23 protein-coding genes and 1 pseudogene are annotated in these 21,043 nt (G+C 65.2%); 6 read left to right on the top strand and 18 right to left on the bottom strand.

The window, feature by feature from the left end; translation table 11 throughout:
• Positions 1-32: 32 nt before the first annotated feature.
• Both D9601_RS18610 and D9601_RS20245 read left to right on the top strand, forming a co-directional pair.
• Entirely contained in the window at positions 33-665 is a 633-nt protein-coding gene (locus tag D9601_RS18610; RefSeq protein ID WP_198355572.1) for a cation transporter, read from the top strand.
• 117 nt (positions 666-782) lie between these two features.
• Positions 783-932, top strand: a pseudogene (locus D9601_RS20245) (efflux RND transporter permease subunit); the annotation flags it as partial.
• Between the two features lie 14 nt (positions 933-946).
• Here the strand turns inward: D9601_RS20245 and D9601_RS18600 are convergent.
• The gene (locus tag D9601_RS18600) at positions 947-1,345 is read right to left on the bottom strand and encodes a MerR family transcriptional regulator (RefSeq protein ID WP_443024776.1); all 399 of its coding nucleotides are present in this window, start codon (positions 1,343-1,345) and stop codon (positions 947-949) included.
• 72 nt (positions 1,346-1,417) lie between these two features.
• Here D9601_RS18600 and D9601_RS18595 point away from each other — a divergent pair, with 72 nt between their 5' ends.
• Positions 1,418-2,185: a glutaredoxin family protein gene (locus tag D9601_RS18595; protein ID WP_198355569.1), complete on the top strand. Its 768-nt coding sequence runs from the start codon at positions 1,418-1,420 to the stop codon at positions 2,183-2,185.
• Positions 2,186-2,206: 21 nt separating this feature from the next.
• Here the strand turns inward: D9601_RS18595 and D9601_RS18590 are convergent, their stop codons facing one another.
• The 14 genes from D9601_RS18590 to D9601_RS18525 all read right to left on the bottom strand — a co-directional run bounded on the left by D9601_RS18590 (position 2,207) and on the right by D9601_RS18525 (position 16,437).
• Complete coding sequence (locus D9601_RS18590) at positions 2,207-2,533, bottom strand: copper-binding protein (protein WP_198355568.1); 327 nt, start codon at positions 2,531-2,533, stop codon at positions 2,207-2,209.
• The gene (locus D9601_RS18585; protein ID WP_198355567.1) at positions 2,530-5,670 is read right to left on the bottom strand and encodes an efflux RND transporter permease subunit; all 3,141 of its coding nucleotides are present in this window, start codon (positions 5,668-5,670) and stop codon (positions 2,530-2,532) included. The genes D9601_RS18590 and D9601_RS18585 overlap by 4 nt, the downstream gene beginning before the upstream one ends.
• Complete coding sequence (locus tag D9601_RS18580) at positions 5,667-7,166, bottom strand: efflux RND transporter periplasmic adaptor subunit (RefSeq protein WP_198355566.1); 1,500 nt, start codon at positions 7,164-7,166, stop codon at positions 5,667-5,669. Before D9601_RS18580 ends, D9601_RS18585 begins: the two co-directional genes overlap by 4 nt.
• Positions 7,163-8,389 (bottom strand): TolC family protein, encoded by a 1,227-nt coding sequence (locus D9601_RS18575; RefSeq protein WP_198355600.1) that lies wholly within the window; start codon positions 8,387-8,389, stop codon positions 7,163-7,165. Before D9601_RS18575 ends, D9601_RS18580 begins: the two co-directional genes overlap by 4 nt.
• Positions 8,390-8,476: 87 nt before the next feature.
• Positions 8,477-8,836, bottom strand: coding sequence for a hypothetical protein (locus D9601_RS18570; protein ID WP_198355565.1), 360 nt, complete (start codon positions 8,834-8,836; stop codon positions 8,477-8,479).
• Positions 8,837-8,961: 125 nt separating this feature from the next.
• Positions 8,962-9,321 (bottom strand): DUF305 domain-containing protein, encoded by a 360-nt coding sequence (locus tag D9601_RS18565; RefSeq protein WP_232474403.1) that lies wholly within the window; start codon positions 9,319-9,321, stop codon positions 8,962-8,964.
• 52 nt (positions 9,322-9,373) lie between these two features.
• Positions 9,374-10,591: a permease gene (locus D9601_RS18560; RefSeq protein WP_198355563.1), complete on the bottom strand. Its 1,218-nt coding sequence runs from the start codon at positions 10,589-10,591 to the stop codon at positions 9,374-9,376.
• Positions 10,592-10,645: 54 nt separating this feature from the next.
• A complete protein-coding gene (locus D9601_RS18555; protein WP_198355599.1) occupies positions 10,646-11,230 on the bottom strand; it encodes a DUF305 domain-containing protein in 585 nt (194 codons plus the stop codon).
• Between the two features lie 63 nt (positions 11,231-11,293).
• Positions 11,294-11,890 carry a c-type cytochrome gene (locus D9601_RS18550; protein WP_198355562.1) on the bottom strand — a complete coding sequence of 199 codons (597 nt, stop codon included), beginning with the start codon at positions 11,888-11,890 and terminating at the stop codon, positions 11,294-11,296.
• Between the two features lie 3 nt (positions 11,891-11,893).
• Positions 11,894-13,135, bottom strand: coding sequence for a copper resistance protein B (locus tag D9601_RS18545; protein ID WP_198355561.1), 1,242 nt, complete (start codon positions 13,133-13,135; stop codon positions 11,894-11,896).
• Positions 13,132-15,081: a copper resistance system multicopper oxidase gene (locus tag D9601_RS18540; protein WP_198355560.1), complete on the bottom strand. Its 1,950-nt coding sequence runs from the start codon at positions 15,079-15,081 to the stop codon at positions 13,132-13,134. The genes D9601_RS18545 and D9601_RS18540 overlap by 4 nt, the downstream gene beginning before the upstream one ends.
• Before the next feature lie 66 nt (positions 15,082-15,147).
• Complete coding sequence (locus D9601_RS18535; protein ID WP_198355559.1) at positions 15,148-15,717, bottom strand: RNA polymerase sigma factor; 570 nt, start codon at positions 15,715-15,717, stop codon at positions 15,148-15,150.
• A 10-nt stretch (positions 15,718-15,727) separates the two neighbouring features.
• Complete coding sequence (locus D9601_RS18530) at positions 15,728-16,168, bottom strand: periplasmic heavy metal sensor (RefSeq protein WP_198355558.1); 441 nt, start codon at positions 16,166-16,168, stop codon at positions 15,728-15,730.
• Entirely contained in the window at positions 16,165-16,437 is a 273-nt protein-coding gene (locus D9601_RS18525; RefSeq protein WP_198355557.1) for a hypothetical protein, read from the bottom strand. The genes D9601_RS18530 and D9601_RS18525 overlap by 4 nt, the downstream gene beginning before the upstream one ends.
• A 128-nt stretch (positions 16,438-16,565) precedes the next feature.
• Between D9601_RS18525 and copC the strand changes: the two genes are divergently transcribed.
• Genes copC through D9601_RS18510 form a run of 3 tightly spaced genes read left to right on the top strand, consistent with a single transcriptional unit; the run spans position 16,566 to position 18,187 of the window.
• Positions 16,566-16,934 (top strand): copper homeostasis periplasmic binding protein CopC, encoded by a 369-nt coding sequence (gene copC, locus D9601_RS18520; RefSeq protein WP_198355556.1) that lies wholly within the window; start codon positions 16,566-16,568, stop codon positions 16,932-16,934.
• A 4-nt stretch (positions 16,935-16,938) separates the two neighbouring features.
• Positions 16,939-17,865 carry a copper homeostasis membrane protein CopD gene (gene copD, locus D9601_RS18515; protein ID WP_198355555.1) on the top strand — a complete coding sequence of 309 codons (927 nt, stop codon included), beginning with the start codon at positions 16,939-16,941 and terminating at the stop codon, positions 17,863-17,865.
• A 52-nt stretch (positions 17,866-17,917) separates the two neighbouring features.
• Positions 17,918-18,187 (top strand): flagellar biosynthetic protein FliQ, encoded by a 270-nt coding sequence (locus tag D9601_RS18510; RefSeq protein WP_198355554.1) that lies wholly within the window; start codon positions 17,918-17,920, stop codon positions 18,185-18,187.
• Positions 18,188-18,235: 48 nt separating this feature from the next.
• On the opposite strand, the gene D9601_RS18505 is transcribed toward D9601_RS18510, so the two are convergent.
• From D9601_RS18505 to D9601_RS18495, 3 genes are all read right to left on the bottom strand, one after another.
• Positions 18,236-18,568 (bottom strand): four-helix bundle copper-binding protein, encoded by a 333-nt coding sequence (locus tag D9601_RS18505; protein ID WP_198355553.1) that lies wholly within the window; start codon positions 18,566-18,568, stop codon positions 18,236-18,238.
• 90 nt (positions 18,569-18,658) lie between these two features.
• Positions 18,659-19,537 (bottom strand): DUF4396 domain-containing protein, encoded by an 879-nt coding sequence (locus D9601_RS18500; RefSeq protein WP_232474415.1) that lies wholly within the window; start codon positions 19,535-19,537, stop codon positions 18,659-18,661.
• A gap of 69 nt (positions 19,538-19,606) precedes the next feature.
• Positions 19,607-20,920, bottom strand: coding sequence for a type II restriction endonuclease (locus tag D9601_RS18495; RefSeq protein WP_198355551.1), 1,314 nt, complete (start codon positions 20,918-20,920; stop codon positions 19,607-19,609).
• Positions 20,921-21,043 lie beyond the last annotated feature (123 nt).

The following is a 21,043-nucleotide window of genomic DNA, read 5'->3' as shown; positions in this document are numbered from 1 at the left end:
GCTACAGTGGCTGTAGATTGTAGGGGGCAGGTATGACCGGAAGTGAATCCTCCTCGTGCGGTTGCACGGGGGACTCGAAGCGGGCCGAGCACGACCCTGCCTACCGGCGCGCGCTGTGGATCGTCGTGTTGCTGAACCTTGGCTTCGGCTTAATGGAGATCGTCGGCGGGTTTGTAGCCGACAGCCAAGCGCTGAAGGCTGACGCCCTCGACTTCATCGGGGACGGTACGATCTCGCTTTTCGGGCTCATCGCGCTGGGCTGGACCGCCGCTGCCCGATCCCGGGTAGCTCTCGCTCAGGGCTTGTTCCTCGGTGCATTGGGCTTGGGCGTGATCGCTTTTGCGATTTGGCGCGCCATGACCGCTGTGGCTCCGGAAGCCGATCTGATGGGCGGAATCGGGGTCGTAGCACTGGTCATCAACGTTAGCGCTGCCCTTGTCCTAGCCCGTTTTCGTGAGGGCGACGCAAATGTCAGGGCGATCTGGCTCTTCAGCCGCAACGATGCGCTCGCCAACATCGCGGTGATCGCCGCGGCCGGGCTGGTGGCGTGGACGGGGAGAGCATGGCCGGACCTCGCCGTGGCCGGCGTGATCGCGCTGCTGTTCCTGCACTCTGCCTGGGACATCACGCGCGGCGCCCTTACCGAGATGAACGAACCCGCATGAAGTGCCACCATCACGCGCTGCTGCCGGCGCTACTCTGTTGCTCTGCCTGTCACCGGTTGCGGCGCAAACCGTACCATCGAGACCGGTGCTGACGCTCGACGACGCCGTCGCACATGGGCTGGCGCGAAAGTCCAGAAGCCGCTCGCGACCGTTGTGATTGGTGGGCTGATCTCGGCGACGTTGCGCACTCTGTTCGTGCTACCAACGCTTACGCTCATTTTAGGCATCTCGGCAGAGCACCGGAGTCCTGCAGCGCGGACGCTATGATGGTCCCATCCTGTTCAGTTATTGTCGAACGCAGTCAAAATGGGGCAAGGGCCTTTCGATCCTGAACCGCACTCTGCCGCCAGTCGGTGAAGCGAGGCGCGCACCCGCTCGAGATCATCGATCTTCGCATCCAGCGCCGCGACTTGGTCGATGGCGAGCTGCCGCGCACGGGCACGATCGTTGGTCGCATCCAGCGCCAGCAGCTCCCCGATCTGCTCGAGCGTGAATCCGGCTGCCTGTGCCGAACGGATAAAGCGGAGCCGCCGCACATCATCGGCACCATAGCGTCGGATACCGCCACCGGTGCCGGACCCGCTCGGCCGATCGGGCTCGTCGAGAAGCCCGCGCCGCTGGTAATAGCGCACGGTTTCGACACCCACGCCACCTTCGCGCGCCAGCCCTGCGATCGTCATGCCCGCCATGCCTTGACTCCGGACTATGGTACGTACCCCATATAGGCTAGGCAGACGAATTGGAGAAGCGACATGGCGAGCGCACCCGCCAAGCAGGCGACGATCTACCGGATGGTGATGCCGGAACACACGTGTCCTTATGGGTTGAAGGCGAAGGACCTGTTGCGCCGAGAGGGCTACGAGGTCGACGACCATTGGCTCCGCACGCGGGAGGAAACCGACGCCTTCAAAGCGAAGCACGGGGTCAAGACGACCCCGCAGACCTTCATCGCCGGCGAGCGGGTGGGCGGCTATGACGATCTGCGTCGCTTCTTCGGCAAGACGGTGCGCGATCCCAAGGCCGTCACCTATCGGCCGGTGATCGCCGTGTTTGCGATGACGGCCTTGATGGCGCTTGCCGCCAGCTATGCGGTGCTCGGCACGCCCTTCACGGTTCGCGCCGGCGAATGGTTCATCGCCTTTTCGATGTGCGTGCTCGCCATGCTCAAGCTCCAGAACGTGGAGAGTTTTTCGAGCATGTTTCTGAACTATGATCTGCTCGCCAAGCGCTGGGTGCCCTATTCCTACATCTACCCGTTCGCGGAAGGCGGGGCGGGCGTGCTGATGGCCGCTGGCGCGCTCACCTGGCTCTCGGTGCCCGTCGCGCTCGTCATCGGCACGATCGGCGCGGTGTCGGTGTTCAAGGCCGTCTATATCGACAAGCGCGAACTGAAATGCGCCTGCGTGGGCGGCGACAGCAACGTGCCGCTCGGCTTCATCTCGCTCACCGAGAACCTGATGATGGTCGCGATGGCGCTATGGATGATCGCCGCCCCATCCGCGCTGTCGATGGCGCACTGACGCGAGGAGCCGCCCGCATCGTCAATGCGGGCTGATCGCCGTGACCTCGGCCGCCATGCCCTTCGCCCTGGCGGTGAACGCGACCCGCTGTCCCGACCGTAATCCCTTGAGCAGGGCCGGGGGAGCTGCCTTGAAGGTCATGGTCATGGCGGGCCAGCCGATGCTTGGGATCGGGCCATGCTTGATGGTCACGGTTCCACCTTTCGCATCGACGGCGGTGATCGCGCCCATGCCGTTTCCGGTCTTCACCACAGCCGCGGACGGCTTGCCGGCTTGCGCGAAGGCACCCGTCGCGATCGGCACGAGCAGCAGGATCGACGCGGCGCGCATGGAGTGTGTCAGCTTCATGATGTTTTCCTTTCGGGGTGGGTAAGTGTTCGGCGCCGCAACAGCATGTAGGCGGCGGGCAGGATGAACATGGACAGGAGCGGTGCGGTCAGCATTCCACCGATCATCGGGGCCGCGATCCGACTCATCACTTCCGACCCCGCACCATGGCCGATCAGTACGGGGAACAACCCGGCGACGATCACCGCGACGGTCATCGCCTTGGGCCGCACCCGCAACAGCGCGCCTTCCCGGATCGCCTCCGACACCTCATCCGCCGACGGCGATGGCCCTCGGTCGGCCAGCGCGTGTTTGAGGTAGATCAGCATAACGACGCCGAACTCCGCCGATACGCCGGCGAGCGCGATGAATCCGACGCCGGTCGCGACCGACTGCGCATAACCGAGCAGCCAAAGTGTCCAGATCCCGCCGGTCAGCGCGAAGGGCAGCGTGCCCATGATAAGCGCCGCCTCGTCGAGCCGTCCGAAGGTGAGGTAGAGCAGGAGGAAGATGATGGCGAGCGTCGCCGGCACGACGAGCATCAGCCGCGCCTCGGCGCGTTGCAGATACTCGAACTGCCCGGAATAGGCGATCGACACGCCCGGGCTGAGCCGAACATCCTTGGCGACCGCACGGCGCAGGTCCGCGACCGTGGAGGCCAGATCGCGCCCACGTACATCGACATAGACCCAGGTCGAGGGCCGGCCGTTCTCGGTCTTGAGCATCGGCGGACCTTCCGCGATCGACACCGATGCGACGGTGCCGAGCGTGATCTGCTGGCCCGATGCGGTCACGATCGGGAGGGTCCGCAATCCCTCCAGGCTGTCGCGCAGCTCGCGCGGGTAGCGTACGCTGATCGGGTAGCGGGCGAGGCCCTCGACCGTCTGGCCGATCGTCTCGCCCCCAATCGCGCCCGACACGATCTCCTGCACATCGGCGATATTGAGGCCATAGCGCCCCGCGGTCGCCCGATCGATGTCGACATCGACATAGCGGCCTCCGGTCAGCCGCTCGGCCAATGCCGAACTGACACCCGGCACGGTTCTGGCGACGCGCTCGATGCTGGCGGCGATCCGGTCCATCTCGGCGAGATTGGACCCCGACACCTTTACCCCGATCGGGCTCTTGATGCCGGTGGCCAGCATGTCGATGCGGTTGCGGATCGGAGGCACCCAGACATTTGTAAGGCCCGGCACGCGCACCGTGCGATCCAGCTCCTCGACCAGCTTCGCCGGCGTCATTCCGACGCGCCACTGATCGCGCGGTTTGAACTGGATGGTCGTCTCGAACATCTCGAGCGGGGCGGGGTCGGTCGCGGTCTCCGCGCGCCCGGCCTTGCCGAACACGGTCGCGACCTCGGGCACGGTCTTAATCAGCCGATCGGTACGCTGGAGCAGCGCCGATGCGCTCGCGGCCGAAAGCCCGGGCAGCGCGGACGGCATGTAGAGCAGGTCGCCCTCGTCCATCGTCGGGATGAACTCGCCGCCAAGCCGCGTCAGCGGCCATGCCGTCGTCGCCAGCACCAGGGCGGCGATGCCGATCGCCGCCCACGGTCGCGCCAGCACGCGGTCGAGCGCGGGACGGTAAGCGCGGGTGAGCGCGCGGTTGAGGAGATTGTCGTTCTCGGCCGGGATGCGTCCCCGGATCAGCCATCCCATCAGGACCGGCACGAGCGTCACCGACAGGATCGCCGCTGCCGCCATCGCATAGCTCTTGGTGAAGGCGAGCGGGGCGAACAGCCGTCCCTCCTGCGCTTCGAGCGTGAAGACCGGCACGAACGACAGGGTGATGATGACGAGGCTGAAAAACAGCGCCGGCCCAACCTCGGCTGCGGCCTCGGTAATGACGCGCCAGCGTTCCTCGCCTGCCAGGGCGGTATCCGGGTGCTCGTGCTCCCATCGTTCGATCCGCTTGTGCGCGTTTTCGATCATCACGATCGCGGCATCGACCATCGCGCCGATCGCGATGGCGATGCCGCCTAGCGACATAATGTTGGCGTTCACCCCCTGCACGCGCATGACGAGCAGGGCCGCCAGCACGCCCAAGGGCAGGGTGACGATCGCGACCAGCGCCGATCGGACGTGCCACAGGAACAGCCCGCAGATGATCGCGACGACGACGAACTCCTCGATCAGCTTGCCCGACAGGTTCTCCACCGCACGGTCGATCAACTGCGAGCGGTCATAAGTGGTGACGATCTCGACGCCGGGAGGAAGGCTCCCCTTCAATTCCGCCAGCTTGGTCCTGACAGCCTCGATCGTCTGGCGTGCGTTCTTGCCCTGGCGCAGGATGACGACGCCGCCCGCGACCTCGCCCTCGCCGTTCAGCTCGGCGATGCCGCGGCGCATCTCGGGGCCGATCTGGATCGAGGCGACGTCGCCCAAGGTGACGGGCACGCCGGCACCGGCGACCTTGAGCGGGATCGCGCGGAAATCGTCGACGCTGCGCAGGTAGCCGGACGCCCGGACCATATATTCGGCTTCGCCCAGCTCGAGAACGGACCCGCCGGCCTCCTGATTGGCGCGACGAATGGCATCGACGGCCTGGGTGTGGGTGACGCCGAACGCGGCGAGCCGCGTCGGGTCGAGCAGCACCTGATATTCCTTCACCATCCCGCCGATGCTCGCCACCTCGGCGACGCCGGGCAGTGTCTTCAGCTCGTAGCGCAGGAACCAGTCCTGCAAGGATCGGAGTTGCGACAGGTCGTGGCGTCCGGTGCGATCGACCAGGGCATATTCATAGACCCAGCCGACCCCCGTCGCATCGGGACCGAGCGCGGCCTGCGCGCCCTGGGGAAGACGTCCCTGCACCTGGCTCAGATACTCGAGCACGCGCGAGCGCGCCCAATAGAGGTCGGTGCCATCCTCGAAAAGGACGTAGACATAGCTGTCGCCGAAGAACGAATAGCCGCGCACGGTCTTCGCGCCGGGCACGGACAGCATCGTCGTGGTGAGCGGATACGTCACCTGGTTCTCGACGATCTGAGGGGCTTGGCCCGGCCAGCTCGTGCGGATGATGACCTGTGTGTCGGACAGGTCGGGGAGCGCATCGACGGGGGTCGCGCGCATTGCGAACACCCCGGCGATGGCAAGCGCGACGGCCGCCAGCACGACGAGGAAACGGTTCGCGACCGACCAGCGGATGATGGTTGCGATCATCGGCCGGCCTCGCGCGTCATGCGGCGCAGCGTCGGCCCGTCTGCGGGTTGATCGAAGCCGAAGCGGACCCGGTCGCCCTTGCGATACCCGCGCACCAGCGCGGGATCGGCAACGCGGAAGGTCATCGTCATAGCGGGCCAGCCGATCGCCGGAACGGGCTGGTGGGACAGGGTGACGCCGCTGCGGTCGATCGCCTCGATGCTGCCGACCGTCTCGTAGATCGGCGTGGCGGACTTCGGCGCCGGCTTTGTCGTGAGCCGCGTTTCGCCTCCGATCGGCCGCGCGTCGAGACCGGCAAGGCTTGCTTCGGAATCGATCAGGAACTGGCCCGACGCGACGACCTTCTCGCCTTCGGACAGGCCGGCGACGATCTCGGTCTTTCCGCCACCTTCCGCACCGATGCGGACCTCGGCCGGTCTGAACCGCCCGCCCGGCCCTGCCAGCATGACGAGCGTGCGCCGGCCGGTCCGGATGACGGCCTCGCTGGGAATGAGGAGCGCATCGCGGCTCCCCTGATCGAGCGCCACGCTGGCGAACATGCCGGGGCGCAAACGGCCGCCCCGATTGGACAGCTCGACGCGGATCGTCAGCGTGCGGCTCGCGGCGTCGGCCTGCGGCAAGATCGCGGCGATCCGGCCCCTGAAGCTTTCGCCCGGAAAAGCTGGCAGCGTGGCGGTGACGGTCGTGCCGATACGGAGCTTGCCGGCGATGGCCTCGGGGACGGCGGCATTCAACCACACGGTGTCGAGCCCGTTCACCTCCGCCAGTGTCTGCCCCTGCGAGACTGTCATGCCCTGCCGGACGCCGAGCGTCTTGATGACCCCGCCAACCGGCGTGCTGATCATCGTCACGCCTTTTGTCCGGCCGCTACGCTCGGCCGACGCGACAAGCCCGGCCGGCATTCCCAGCAGCAGCAGGCGCTGCCGGGCGGCGCGCGCGAGCGCGGCATCGCCGCTCCGCCGAACGGCAAGATATTCCGCCTGTGCGCCCGCCCATTCGGGCACCAGAATATCGGCGAGCGGCGCGCCGGCCGGCACGACGTCGCCCGGCGCGCGCGCATAGACACGCTGGACGAACCCGGCGCTGCGCGCCTGCACGATCGCGACGTTGCGGTCGTTGAACTCGATGCTGCCGGTCGCTGCGGCTGTATCAGACAGTGATCCGCGTTCGGCCGCGACGATCCGCGCGCCGAGCCGCTGGAGGCCGACCGCATCGATCGTGACGCCCGGAGCAGCGCTGCCGCCTCCGCCCTCGTCGGCATAGCGGGGGATCAGCTTCATCCCCATCGACGAGAGACCCGGCCCGTCGTGCCGCTCGGCGGGGATCATCGGATCGTACCAGTAGAGGATCTTCTTCTGCGCGGTCGGCGACACGGCGTCGTCGGCCGCGGGGGCCGTGCCAAGTCTGGCGATCCCGAACCCTGCGCCGCCGGCGACGACGGCGAGTAGGGCCGCGGCACCGAGCAGACGCGGTCGTGTGATGGCGATGCTGCTCATCGGTCCTCGCTCCCATAGGTGATGGTAAGGCGTACCGCGTCGCGCGCCACGTCGGCCTCGCGGTCGAGCGCGGTCAGCTCGGCGTCGGCCAGCGCCGTCTTGGTTTCGATCACGTCGAGCAGGCCCGCACGCCCCGCCGAATAGCTGGCGGTGTCCAGTTCGGAGCGCTGCCGCGCGAGCGGCAGGAGCACGTCACGCGCCCGCATCCACTGCGCGTGATGCATCACGTGATCGGCAAGTCCCGCCTCGAGGTCGGCCGCCAGCGCCCGGCGCGTATCTTCCCGCTCGGCTTCGGCCTGCGAGGCTGCCGCCTGTCGGGCAGCGATCCGCGGATCTTGCCGGGTGCGCGTGAACAGCGGCAAACTCATCGTCACGCCGGCCGAGACCATATCGCCGTAGCGCGGATCGCGACGCTGGTAGGCAACGTCGAACCCCCAATCCGGGCGCTTGTCAGCGCGGGCGGCGTCCACGTCAGCCTGCATCCGCCCCACGCTGGCATCGGCAGTCTGGATATCGGGGTGGCGCACCAAGGCGGCGCGCAGCCGGGCCGGCACGAGGTCGGGCGCGGGCACGTCGCCGGTCGCCTCGGGGGCCGGCACGCCGGTCCAGCGCGCCAGCATCGCCCGCGCCCGCCCGACGTCGGCGACGAGCGTGTCCCTGCGATCCTCCAGAGCGGCAATGGACTGATCTACCGCCAGGGTCTGGGCCGGGCGAGCCGATCCCGACGCGACCGCGCTGCGAGCTGTGGTCGGGAGGGTATGAAGCGTCGTCAGAACGCGATCCATCGCCGCAAGACGGCGTTGGGCATAGGCCAGCTCGATCCACGCGACGCCCGCGCCGAGGCGTATCCGGCGAAGCCGGGACGCTTGCGCAGCTTCGGCGGTCGTGATCGCGGCGCGCGCCTGTGCCTGAGCCGCGTGACGCTTCGCCAGATTGGGGATGTCCTGCTGCACGCCGATACGTGCCATCGTCATATTGTCGCCGCCCAAGGTGAAGGCGGGCGGCCCAGAGATGGGGTAGTTGTCGAGTCCGACCGACAGGCGCGGGTCGGGAAGACTGCCCGCCGCGCGGGCGTCGGCACCGGCAGCGTCGATCCCCGCGCGCGTGGCCGCGGCACCCGGCGAATTGGCGAGCGCTTGGCGGAGCGCCTGGTCATAGGTCAGCGGCCCCGCGTGCGCGGCGCTGGCGATGGCGGACAATGCCGCCACGACGAATAGCTTCATGTTGGTTTTCCGTTCTGGTCGAGGCCACGATCGGGTTGCGCCGGCCGCCACGAGGGCAACAGGCGTCAGAACCCTAACTCGGGTCGATCAGACGGTGGGCGGCTCCGGCTCGGGCGCGACCTCACGCCCGGCGAACATCGGGGCCGGCGGCCATGTAGCGGCGAGCTGCGCAACGCGCGCGCGCTCTGCGATCGGCCGTTCCGGGTCGAAGGTCATCGGGACGACGCATCCCATCTGCGCGATACACGCGAGCGTCAGCCCTTTGCAGGGACGCTCGGGCGAACGCTTGTGCGCGGATGCCATGTCCGGGCAATCCATGCCGCTGGGCATCGCATGAGTGGCGGCCACCTTCGGCGTGAATGCGGGCCCGGACGCATACGCCATCCCCTGACCGAACAGGCCGAGGAGTGCTCCCATCAGGAGCAACAGGGAAAGGCGGGTCTTCAACACGCGAATATTGTCAGCCGGTCAGCGTTACGTGTCAATGAAAGTGCCATCGAGGAAGCCTGACTTCCTGGAATCCCCGCCCTGCCGGGGAATAGGAGGATCGGCAGGGCGGGGGCAGCGCTCCCTTACTGCGGGCGCTTGCCGTGCTTGCGGAGCCACGCTTGCAGCTCGGCAATATCCTTTTCCTGCTTGGTGATCGTCATCTGCGCCATCTCGCGGGTCTGCGCGTCCTTGGCATCGCGCACCGCAACGCGCGACATGGCGATGGCGCCGCGGTGATGCTCGATCATCTTGCGGGTCCACATTTCGGCCGCGTCGCCCTCTTTTGCTGCCATCATCTTCTGATGCATGTCCATTTCGGCCTGAGCGTAGGGATTGCCGGCCATCATCTTGCCCATATCGGCGTGGTTCATCCCGCCCATTTGGCTATGATCCATTCCCTGCATGCCGCCTTGTTGCGCAAGAGCGGGCGTCGCGGCGAGCATTACGGCGGACGATATAATTAGAGTGCGCATTTCAGTCTTCCTTCCTATCGCTTCATCCTTGCGACGAAGCTCCGTGGTGATGGTGATGCTGGTCGGATTGTTGGTTTTGGCCGCCTTTCATCATGCGCAGCATGTCCGGGCCGCCGGTTGCGAGGAAGCGCCAGAGCAGCATCGCGGATAGGACAAGGCCGATGATGTTGAGCCAGGTCGTATAGTTCCAGCTCACGCCCTCGCTCATGAGTTGGGCCGAGCGCGTAGCCGGGACCAATCCAGCAAATCCGAACACGAACTCGACGACATAGGCGGCGCCGACCATTGCCGCATAGAATATCAGGGCGAGTACTGCCGCGGCTTTCAACCCGTAATAGCGACGATAGATATTCAAAATGGGGATGACGATCAGATCGCCGAAGATGAACGCGATCACACCGCCGAAGCTCGCTCCGCCATTCCAGAGCACCGCTGCCAGCGGCACGTTGCCGACCGAGCAGACGAACGTCACCACCGCGATCAGCGGGCCGATCAGCGGGCCGACGATCTTGGCGAGTGTCGGATTGTCGGCTGCGAATATGCTGGCCCAGAAGGTTTGCGGCACCCACGCCGCCACGGCGCCGGCGATCAGCAGGCCGAGCGCGATGTCGAACCACAGCGATGCCCAATCCATCCAGTAATAATGCGCGGTCGCGGTCAGCCCTTTGGCCGAAAACAGACGATCGCGCAGCGATCCGCCCTCGACGCTCATGTCCATCGCGGCGTGGCCTTCCATCTTGCCCGCAACGCCCTTGTCCGCCTGCTTTTTGGCTTGCTCGACCATCCGACGCCGGAAGAAGACCCGCATCAGCGCGACCATCATCACGATCATGACAAGGCCGCCCGCCCAGGTGCCCGCGGTAAACCGCCATCCCAGCAAGATCGCGAGGATCAAGCCCAGCTCCAGCACGAGGTTGGTCGAGGCGAACTGGAAAGCCATTGCCGCAGTGAAGTTCGCGTCCTTGCGGACCATCGAACGCGCGATCGCGACCGCGGCGTAGGAGCAGGAGGAGGATGCTGCGCCGAGCGCGGACGCCTTGATGATCGTGCCCGCCCGATCGTCAGGCAGCAGCTTGGCCATTTCCTTATGGCTGACGACCGCCTGAATCACCGCGGAAATGAGAAAGCCGAAGATCAGCGCCCACAGGATTCCCCAACCCATGATGCCTGCCATGCGAAGTGCTTTGATGATCGCTTCGCCCATATGCATCTTCAAGTCGCCGCTGACGGTCCGTTCCAATGGCCTCGGATGGCAGCCATCTTCTACCGTGTCGCCGAGCCCGTCTCCTTCATCTCAACGGATCGGTGCCAGCGTATTGATGCCGGTGCTCTCATCGGTTTCCGGTGCGGGCGGTGTTGCACCCTTGTCGCGGTAGGATGGAAGATCCGGCGTGCCGTTCGGCGTTGGGTGGGACTCCAGCCGCGCGATCATCCGCTTCATCTGGGCGATCTCACGCACCTGCGCGTCGATAATGCCGTCCGCCAGCTTTCGGACCTCGGGGTCTTTGATGTGCGCCCTCTCGCTGGTCATGATCGCGATCGAGTGATGGGGGATCATCGCTCGCATATAACTTACGTCGTCGACCGTCTCCTGGCTGCGCACCAGCCAGAGCGTCAACGCGAATACGACGATGCTACCGACGACAATGCCGACGTTGGTGCGCCTGTTTCTATACATGCCCCACATGAAGCCGAGCATGATGATCGCCATCGTCGCGCCCATCACGAACGCCATCCACATGCGCGTCTGGCTGTATTCGACATGGCTCAACGCATAGGTGTTGAGATACATCAGGCCATACATCACGACCGTCGACGTCGCGATCATCGCCGCGAAGCGGCCGTAGCCCATGCCCATCTTGCCCTGCTTGTCGTCCATCATGCGTTCCCCTGCTGGAATTGAATTAGCCCCCAGCAAAATCGCGGCGAGCGGTCGGCCGCCTCATTTCATCCCCGGCATATCCTTCATCATCGCGTCATGGTCGGCGGGCGCGCTGGCGACGAGCGCCTTGTATTGCTCGGGCGTCATGCCGGGGAGCTTGCGAACGAACGCGACCATATCCCAGATCAGCGGATCGGGATGTGTCCGGCCCCAAGCCGGCATCGCGCTGAGCTTCACCCCGTGTTTGATGATCCAGAATTGTTGCTCTGGCGACAAGTCCTGCGACTTCGCCAGCTCGGGCGCTTGCGGGTAGAGACCTTGGCTCATCTCCGATTTTTCGACACCCGGCCCGAGATGGCACCCCGAACACATTTCGGTGTAAAGCCCGGCGCCGGTCGAGACGCGCTGAGCCGATGCAAGGTCGGTCGGCGCCGTGATACCGCGAGCGTGCACGACGATCGATCGATCGCGCAACTTCTCCAGCAGCGAATAGACGACGGGCGTATGAGGCGCATCGGCCGCGATGTTATAGACACCGAGATAGATGAAGGCAGCGGCGCCCAGGCCAAGAACAAGCGCCAGGGCGGCGACGAAAGGCAGGCTGGGCAGATGCCGCTTGATCGCGGATCGGTTCGACGCGGAGTTCCTTTCCAGCATTCGTCAGAACCACACTCTCACGCCGGCAACGAAGCTCGTCGTGGTGGGGTCTTTGCCCTGCGCGCGCGTGAAGTCCGCGGTGCGCCCGGTCTGCGCCAAGTAGGAGACGCCGACATAGGGCGCGAACTGTCGCCGGATCTCGTAGCGGAGCCGAAGCCCCAGCTCGGCATCGGTCAGCCCTCGGCCGATACCGTTCTCGCGCACATCCTGCGCCGCCAGGTTGAACTCGACACGTGGCTGAAGGACGAGCCGCTGTGTGATACGCTGGTCGTAATAGCCTTCGAGGCGGCCGAGCAGGTCGCCCTTGGTCGACAGGAATAGCGCCCCCTCGACCTCGAACATGTAGGGAGCCAGCCCCTCGAAGCCGACCGTCGCGTAGGTGCGCTTGGGGGATGGCCCCAAGTCCTGACGGACGCCGCCCTGAAGGTTGAAATAGGGGCCGATAGCCCGGCTGTAGAGCGCCTGCACCTCGGCGCTCTCGATGCCCTCGCGGAACGCGCCTTCGCCTTCGGTCTTCAGCCACAGGCGGTTGATGTCGCCGCCGAACCACGCCTCGCCATCCCAGCGATAGCCGTCGCGGCCCTGTCGGGCCTGATATTCGGCAAGGTTGAACATCACCTGATAGAAGGGCTGACCGCCCTGCTCGAACATCATATCGCTGCGCGCCTTCGCCATTTCGGCAGGAGCGAACACGCGATCGGCATAATGGTCCATTGGCGGGGCAGGGGCGGGCGCATCACCGGCGGGCAGCGCCGTTCCGGTCTGCGCCATGCCCGGCATCGCCATCCCGTTCATGCCCGACATGCCTTGCATGTCATGGCCGCTCTGCTGCCCGGCAGGCATCGACATCCCCGACATCGACGAATGATCCATGCCCTGCATCGGCTGCGCAGCACCCTGAGCGGGTTGCTGACCGCTTGGGGGCATCTGCATGCCCGGCATGGCTTCCATGCCCTGCTGCGCCCCTTGCGCGGACTTGGTGGCGTTACCCGACATATCCATTCCCGGAATGGCGGAATGGTCCATCCCTTTCATGTCAGCCATCGGCGCGGTCGATCGTTTGGCTGGCGCCGCTCGATGCGCAGGGGCACGCTTGCTCTTGGCAGGCTGCTTCGCCTTTACGGCCGACTTCTTCGCGGGCATCGTCATTCCCGGCATGTTCATGCCCTGCATCGACTGCGCCGCGGCGGGACCGGCGACGGCGATCGTGGCGGTCGTCGCAAGGACGAGGGCGAAGCGGCTCATGCGGCTTCTCCACGCGGACGCACGCTTACGGTCCGCATCATGCCGGCGTGCATGTGATAGAGAAGATGGCAGTGGAACGCCCAATCGCCGACGGCATCGGCGGTCAGATCCCACGTCACCTTGCCGCCAGGCTGGACGATTACCGTGTGCTTGCGCGGGGCGTGGTCCCCGTGCCCCGTCACCAGTTCGAAGAAGTGACCGTGGATGTGGATCGGGTGGCCCATCATCGTGTCGTTGATGAGGTTGATCCGCACCCGCTCGCCTTCGAGGAAGGGGATCGGTTCATGCACGTCCGACATCTTTTCGCCGTCGAAGGACCACATGAACCGCTCCATATTGCCGGTCAGGTGGATATCGAGGCTGCGCGACGGCGCGCGCACGTCGGGATTGGGGGTCAGCGCCATCAGGTCGCGATAGACGAGCACCTTGTGCCCGACGTCCTCCAGGCCCTGACCGGGATAGTCGGTACGGTCCATCGGCATGGGCGAGATCGTTTGGACACCCGGTCCCTTCTTGACCTGGGGGGCTTTGGAGAAGTCGCGCATCTTCATCGACCCCATGTCCATCGCACCCATACCGCCTTGCTGGCTGCCCATCGCGCCATGATCCATGCCTGCCATCCCGCCGGCAGCCATTGCGCCGTGGTTCATGCTCGCATGATCCATCCCCGGCATCGCACTGCCGCCCTGCGCCATCCCGCTCATCGCCATCGCGCCGGTCGCCATGCCGGCGCCGGGCGTCGTGAGCTCGGCGGATGGGTTCTTTTCCGCGGTAGGATCGATGCCGCGGGACATGCCGCCCCCCGACATGTCCATGCCGCCCATCGACGACATGTCCATGCCCATGTCCTTCATCGAGGCGAGGGGGCGAGGCCGGAGCGCTGGAACCTCGGCCGCCATGCCCGCACGAGGCGCCAAAGTCGCGCGTGCGAGGCCAGATCGGTCGATCGCCTCGCCGACGAGCGTATAGGCACGGTTGTCGGTCGGGGTGACGATGGCATCGTAAGTCTCGGCAACCCCGATCTGGAACTCGTCCACCTCGACTGGCATTACGTTCTGACCGTCCGCCTGAACGATAATGAGCCGCAGGCCTGGGATGCGGACGTTGAAAGTCGTCATCGACGAAGCGTTAATGATGCGCAGCCGCACCCGCTGGCCCGGCGTGAACAGCGCGGTCCAGTTGTCCTTCGGGCCGTGCCCATTGACGAGATAGGTGTAGGCCGGGCCGGTCGCATCGGAAATATCGGTGGGGCTCATCCGCATCTTGCCCCAGTCGATCCGCTCCTTGAGCGTCTGATCCTTCCCCGCCAACAGCCCGGCAAGCGTTTGTTGCTGATAATTAAAATGGCCCGGATTGACCTTCATGTCGCGGAAGATAGCAGCGGGGCTGAGCTGGCTATGGTCGGAAAGCACGATGACGTGCTCGCGATCGAACTGCACCGGATCGGCTTCGGCCGGGTCGATCACGATCGGCCCATAATGTCCGAGCTGCTCCTGAAGCCCCGAATGGCTATGATACCAATAGGTGCCGTTCTGCTTGATCGGGAATTCATAGAGAAAGCTCGATCGCGCCTTGATGCCGGGAAACGAGATGCCGGGCACGCCGTCATATTGGGGCGGGACGAGCAAGCCATGCCAGTGGATTGAGCTATCCTCGTCGAGATCGTTGATGACGTTGAGGCGCACATTCTGGCCTTCACGCAGTCGGATCAGCGGCGCGGGGACGGTGCCGTTGATCCCGATCGCCTTGGATGGGCGACCATCGATCATCATCGTCTGGCGCGCGATCCGCAGCGTGATGTCGTTGCCGGTGATGGTCGGCAGGGGTGTCACAAGCCCCGCCGTATTGGTCTGCGCCCACGCCGGCATATAGGCGGACAGCGCGAGCCCACTTCCCGCCAAGGCGGCCCCGCGCAGCATCTGGCGACGGTCGATTATGCGGCTCATACGATCCTCAAGGCTCCAAAAAAGGCTGTCCCTCTAGCCTTGATACGCGGCGCGCTGCGCTTTCCCTCAGCGGTCTCGCAAATAATCCGCCAGCTTCGCACGCGCGCGATAGAGCCGTGTTTCGACGGCCTTTTCGCTGATAGACAGCACTGCTGCGGTCTCTGCCTGGCTGAGCCCCTCGATCGTGCAAAGCACTAATGGCTCCTTTAAATTTGTCGGTAAGGCCGAGATGGCTCGGGTCACGCGGTCCAGTTCCTGCCGATCACTCGCGGCATCGTCGACTGCCACTTGGTCGTCGGCGACCGCCTCTGCTTCGGTCCCGAGCGAAATGGTGCGTGAGAGGAAGCGGCGCACCGTCCGCTTGCGACCCCAGTCACGGCATTTGTTGATCGCGATCGTCGAGAGCCACGCGCGCATCGATCGCGCGCCGTCATAGCGACGGAGCGCCTGATGGGCTGCGACGAACGTCTCCTGCAGCAGATCCAGTGCCTCGTCAGGCTCGCCGACGCACGCCCGCACCATCCGGAATATCGGCTGGCGATAACGTCGCATGATCTCGGCAAAGGCGGCGTCACGACCGGCGATGCTGAGCGTCGCCAGCTCGCCGTCCGTAAGCGTGGTCCAGTCGAGGCTCATGCGCCCGACCTCAACGTGCGTCGTCGGTGAGCGCCTTCACCACGGCCTGATCGAACTGGCCGGTCTGATTGGGCCGCAAGAGCTGCCGCATCGCAAAAATGTGCGCCAGAGTCGCTTTCTGTAGCTCGCCCATGACGGCGTGGCTCCGATCGACCGCCGCTGCGACCCGCGGTCCGTTGCCATGCTCGGCTTCGATCGCTTCGGCGAGCCGGGCATTGTTGGCCTTCAACTCCAGCTCGAACGCGCGACGTTGGACGGCGAACCGCTGCTCCAAGGCCGCAAGGCGCGTCTCCTGATTGGCATCCAGTGCGAGCTTGTGATGGAGGACGTCGTGCAACTCTTCGCCGGGCTGTGCACGCGTCGGGAGCAGCGCACGCCCGACGAACACCCCGATGATCGCCGCAGCAAAGCATGCCAGAATGCCAAGAATCAGGCGGGTGCGGCCACTCATGGCGCGCCCAGCAATAGTGTCGAAGGCGCGAGTGGCGACACCGGCCCCAAGGGTGACAGCGACGCGGCGCTTGCCTCCTTTGCGGGCACCCCAGCGCCGACAACTCCCATGACGAGAGCCACGGCGATCGTCATGGCGCCGACACCCATGCCGACGCGCACGGCAGGCCGCACGGCGATGCGCGCCAGCACCCTTGCTTCAATTCCGTCGAGGCTCGCGGGCACAGGTGCATGCGCTAGCCTCGTTAATACTGCGTCGAGGTCGTCCATATCGTTCACTCCGCCCCTCTAGCATGGATTACGCAGGCGCGCCGCTGATCCCTCACGGTGGTGTTTGAGGGGTAGCCAATCGAGACGCGTAATGAAGGACAGGAACCCTCCTGTCGAAAGGCCTCCCCATGCGCCGCGTATCTGTTGTGACTGCCGCCGCCGCCCTCATCATGTTCGCCGGAACGGCGAACGCGCATCCCAAGCTCGTGTCGGCGACACCGGCCGCTAACGCAACGGTCGCAAAACCCGCGCGCATTCAGCTTCGCTTTAGCGAAAAGCTGGTATCCGCTTTCTCCAAGGCCGATCTCATTATGGCGGCGATGCCCGGAATGCCGGAGATGAAGATCGCGAGCACCGCAGCGCTCGCGGCCGACGGGCAAACCCTTGTCATCACTCCGAAGGCGCCGCTGTCTTCCGGTCGCTACAACGTCGCATGGCACGTCGTTTCGACGGACACGCACAAGGTTGCTGGAAACGACGCGTTCGCGGTGAAGTGAGGCGATGGACGACTGGTCGTTGATCGGTGTTCGCTTTGCGCTCTACCTGACGCTTGCGGCGTTGTTCGGCCTCTCTGCGTTCAGCCTCTATGGGTTGCGGACTTGCGAGCGTGGCGACGCGCTCGCGCTACGCCCTTGGTTGGTCGGCAGCGCAGGCTTGAGCCTGCTGCTCTCGACCACCTGGGTCGTACTGATGGCATCTTCGATGGCAGGCACGCCGACGTGGCCGATCGACCGTGAAGCGGTCGGGGCGCTGCTCACCGGCTCTGCGATCGGTGCGGCGTGGAAGCTGCGCATGATTATGCTGATCGTTGCAGCGCTCGCGGCTCTGATCGCCGGCGCGCGCGGCATCTGGCTGAGCGCCGTCGCGCTATGCTCTGCCGTGGCGCTCGCGACACTGGCATGGACCGGACATGGCGCGATGGACGAGGCGGCGATGGGCTGGATACACCTCATCGCCGACATCCTTCATCTGATCGCCTCGAGCGCGTGGGTGGGCGCGCTATTAGGACTAATCCTGCTCGTCTCACGGTCCGCCACGCGCGTCGATACGGCCCATCTGAGGCTCACGTACCGGGCGCTGCACGGCTTCGGCGCCATAGGGACGCTCGTGGTCGGGACGATCGTTATCACCGGACTCGTCAATGGCTGGATGCTGGTCGGGATCGGCAACGTCGCGATCCTCCCGACGACGCTCTATGGTCAGCTCCTGCTCTTCAAGCTGGCGTTGTTCGTCGCCATGCTGGGGCTCGCCTCCCTCAACCGCTTCCGGCTCACACCGGCATTCGAGCGGTCGATCGCCGACGACGATCATGGTCGCGCCCTAGATGCGCTGCGAACAAGCTTGGCTGTAGAGACGGCTTGTGTCGTCGCAATCTTGGGGATGGTCGCCTGGCTCGGGACGCTCGCGCCCCCTGCATCGGCAATGTGATGCGCAGCCGAGGAGCCGTTGCGGCCCTTGGCGTGCATGGCGGTCAAGCCTGATGGATCAGTCGATTCTGCTCGACGAAACGGGGAGAATGCTGGCCGTCGCCGGCCTGATCTGTGTGGTGCTGCTAGTACCGATGATGATCGTCGGGCTGATTGTCAGCATCATCCAGGCGGCGACGTCGATCAGCGAACAGACGCTGAGCTTCGTGCCGAAGCTGATCGCGCTCGGCGTATGTTTGGTGGTGTTCGGGGCGGCAGCGATAGAACTGCTGACGAAGTTCACGGCCGAGCTGTTCGCCGTAATCGCGAGCATGGGGCGCTAGCCCACCAAATAGGCCGCGCGGGCAGTCCGCCTGCCCGCGCGGGCACTGCTAGGCCGCCATCCGATCGCAAGCGTCGGCGCATTTACGGCACGCCGCTACGCAATCCTCCATGCCGTCGAGCGCTTCGCAGCTCGCGGCGCATGCCCGGCAAATCTCGGCGCACTCGCGGCAGATATGCACGTGATGCTCGGACTTTCGCGCCATGAAGTCGATCGCGACCGCGCAAATCTGCGCGCAGTCAGCCATGATCTTCATATGCTCCGGGGCCGCGTGCTGGCCGCCCATCTCAAGGCAATGGTTCATCGCCATGTGAAGACAGGTCACATGACATTCGTGGCAAGCGTCCATGCACGCCTTCATGTTGGGGTCGATCTGGTGCATCGGTCTATCTCCGTGTGAGCCCCCGCCTGCTCCTAGATACGCGAGCCGCGCGATCACCCCTTACCCCGATCTCCGTCGATCGGGGCGATGCTACATGGCCCATCGGCCGAACAGCGTCGCAACGATGATCCCCGCGCCAAGCATGAGGAGCGTCAGCACCGTCATCGCGACGATCTGCGGCGCGGTTACGCGCGCGCCCGTTGCCATGCCGCTCATCCCCGCCATCGCGTCATGCCCCATGTCCGGCATCGGCGTCGCCGACTGCCGGTCCGCGCCGACCTCATGCCCGCCATGCCCGAGCGCCCGTACCGTGCCCATGCCGTGCTTCAACTGGACGCCGACCAACCAAAGGTTGATCGGATAGGCGACGGCGAAGCCGACGAGCGTCGCCAGCGACATGACGCCCCAAAAGCGAAGCGAGTTGGCGTGCATCGCGGCCATGTCCTGGCTCATCAACACCACCATCGTCGGGATCATCCCGGCCATGACGGCATTCATCGAAAGCCATTCGGGGATGAACGACATGCGGAGCGCGCCCCAATAGGAGCCACCCGCCATGTCTCGCATGAACAGCGCCTGGAATATCAACAGCCCGAAAGCGAAGCCGAATGCATATTCCGCGATTACGTCCTGCCACATCGGGAGACCGAGCGCCGTGGTAATCGCGGCTGCGGCGATAACGCCAGTCGCGTCGCCAGCCATGCAATGGATGGCCGAGCCGAACGCCTGCTTCCATAGCGGTCGAACGAAATCCTCATGGCGCTCGTTCGCCGGCTCCTGACAGGACAGTACATAGGCCGCGGCCATGATCGGGCCGCCATAGAGCGTGACCAGCAGCCACCCCCACTTCATCACCCGCAACTCGGGGTTGCGGGTGAAGGCATCACACGCGACGTAGGCGACCGAGATCGCGGTCAGCACGAACCACCCAATCAGCACGGCGTCGAGCCAGGGGGCGGGGGAAGGCATCGTCACGGCAGCTCTCCTCTACTGCTAAAGGATACGCGGCTCCCGGTGCCAACCCTCGCGCGTGTCGTGTCAGGCGAGCTTGCTGGATACCGCCTTGATCGCTTTCAGCCCCGATCCGAACCGGGCGATAGCCTCGCGGTTCTTCTCCAGCTCGCCATAAGGGAGATAGGATATGTCGAGGTCGGCGACGCGGCTGAACGCGGGCCGCTGTAACTGCGCGCGAACGTCCGCCTCGCGCGCGTCGGGCGCGACAAGGAACAGCCCCGCGGTGGCGTGAAGGTCACTGCCGCTCAAGGCCAGGTCAAGCATCCTGACGATGCCAGAATAGATCGATGTCGAATGCTCCACCTCGAACGCCGCTGCGACGTGATCGCCAGCCTTCTGAAGCCACAGCACGTCGATCAGGCGGATCGAGTCCGCGCCTTTCGAGGTCGCGATCGTATCGGGCAGGCGTTCAAGGCATCCTGCGCCCAAAGGCAATCCATTGAACGCGCGGCTTCGATCGTTCGCGGCGATCCACACGTCATAACCGAGTGCCGACCCTAAATCGCGAAGCCATGCCTGGATTTCAGTGTGGGTGCGCTCGTTCTCGCCCTCGCGCTGCGCGGCCTTGCTGAGCGTGCGCGCCTCCTCGCGTGCTGCCTCAAGCCGCTGCTCCCAGCTCGCCAGCGTCGCGCCGCTCACGTCCAAGGGCGGGGCCGGGTAACGATCGGAGCCGATGTCGAACAACAGCCCGCCGATCGCGCCCAGATCGTTCGATAGCAGGTCGCGGAAGCGGTCGTTGAGGTCGAGGATGCCGCTTCGCATGGCCAGGAAGTGCTCCCAGCTTCCCAGCTTCACGTTCGCGCCGGTGAGCGCGTTGTAGCCCTTGACGATCGCGGTGTTGAAGGGCGGCACCAGCGTCGGGTGAAGGAAGTAGAGGAGGTTGGCGACGGCCGGACCCAACCCCTTGATCTTCAAACGGTCGATCGCGTGGATATGCGCGATGATCTCTTCGGCGGTGTCGCAACACGAACAGGCGTCGAGCAAGCGACCGAACGCCCGCTGATTGTCAGGACTCTCGTAAATGTCGGGAATGCGGAGTTTTGGTTTCCAGAGAAACGCATGGTCAGCGCCCTTGAAGATTTGCCGCTGCTCTGCGACGGAATGAACGACGGTCTCGAGCGATGATCCTCGATAGGCGACGCCGAACGTGCCGCGCTCGATCTCCGCCACCACCTGGCCAATCCCGCGTCGGATCGAGCGAAAATTCTTCAATCGCTCGTCCCACAGAAACCAGCTCCGGTAGGTAGCGCCAGGATCATCGCGCCAGCGGGCGATTAAGCGGCGAACCAGGCCGTCATGGTCGGTGCCGGTTGAAAGACTGTCGATCTGCGTTGCCATATGTCCCCGATTGCCCCCGGCCCGCGTTGGCGGGCTAGGCGATAGACCTAAGCTGCGGCGCTTATGGCGTCGAGGGTGTAGAGCTGGCCCCCGCAAAATGAGGGCAACGCCGCTCCCGCGCGT

The sequence above is a fragment of the Sphingomonas sp. MA1305 genome (genome assembly GCF_016107325.1).
Classification (GTDB): Bacteria; Pseudomonadota; Alphaproteobacteria; order Sphingomonadales; family Sphingomonadaceae; genus Sphingomonas.
Note: the sequence above shows the minus strand (reverse complement) of the source record. Positions and strands in the feature narration are given on the sequence as shown.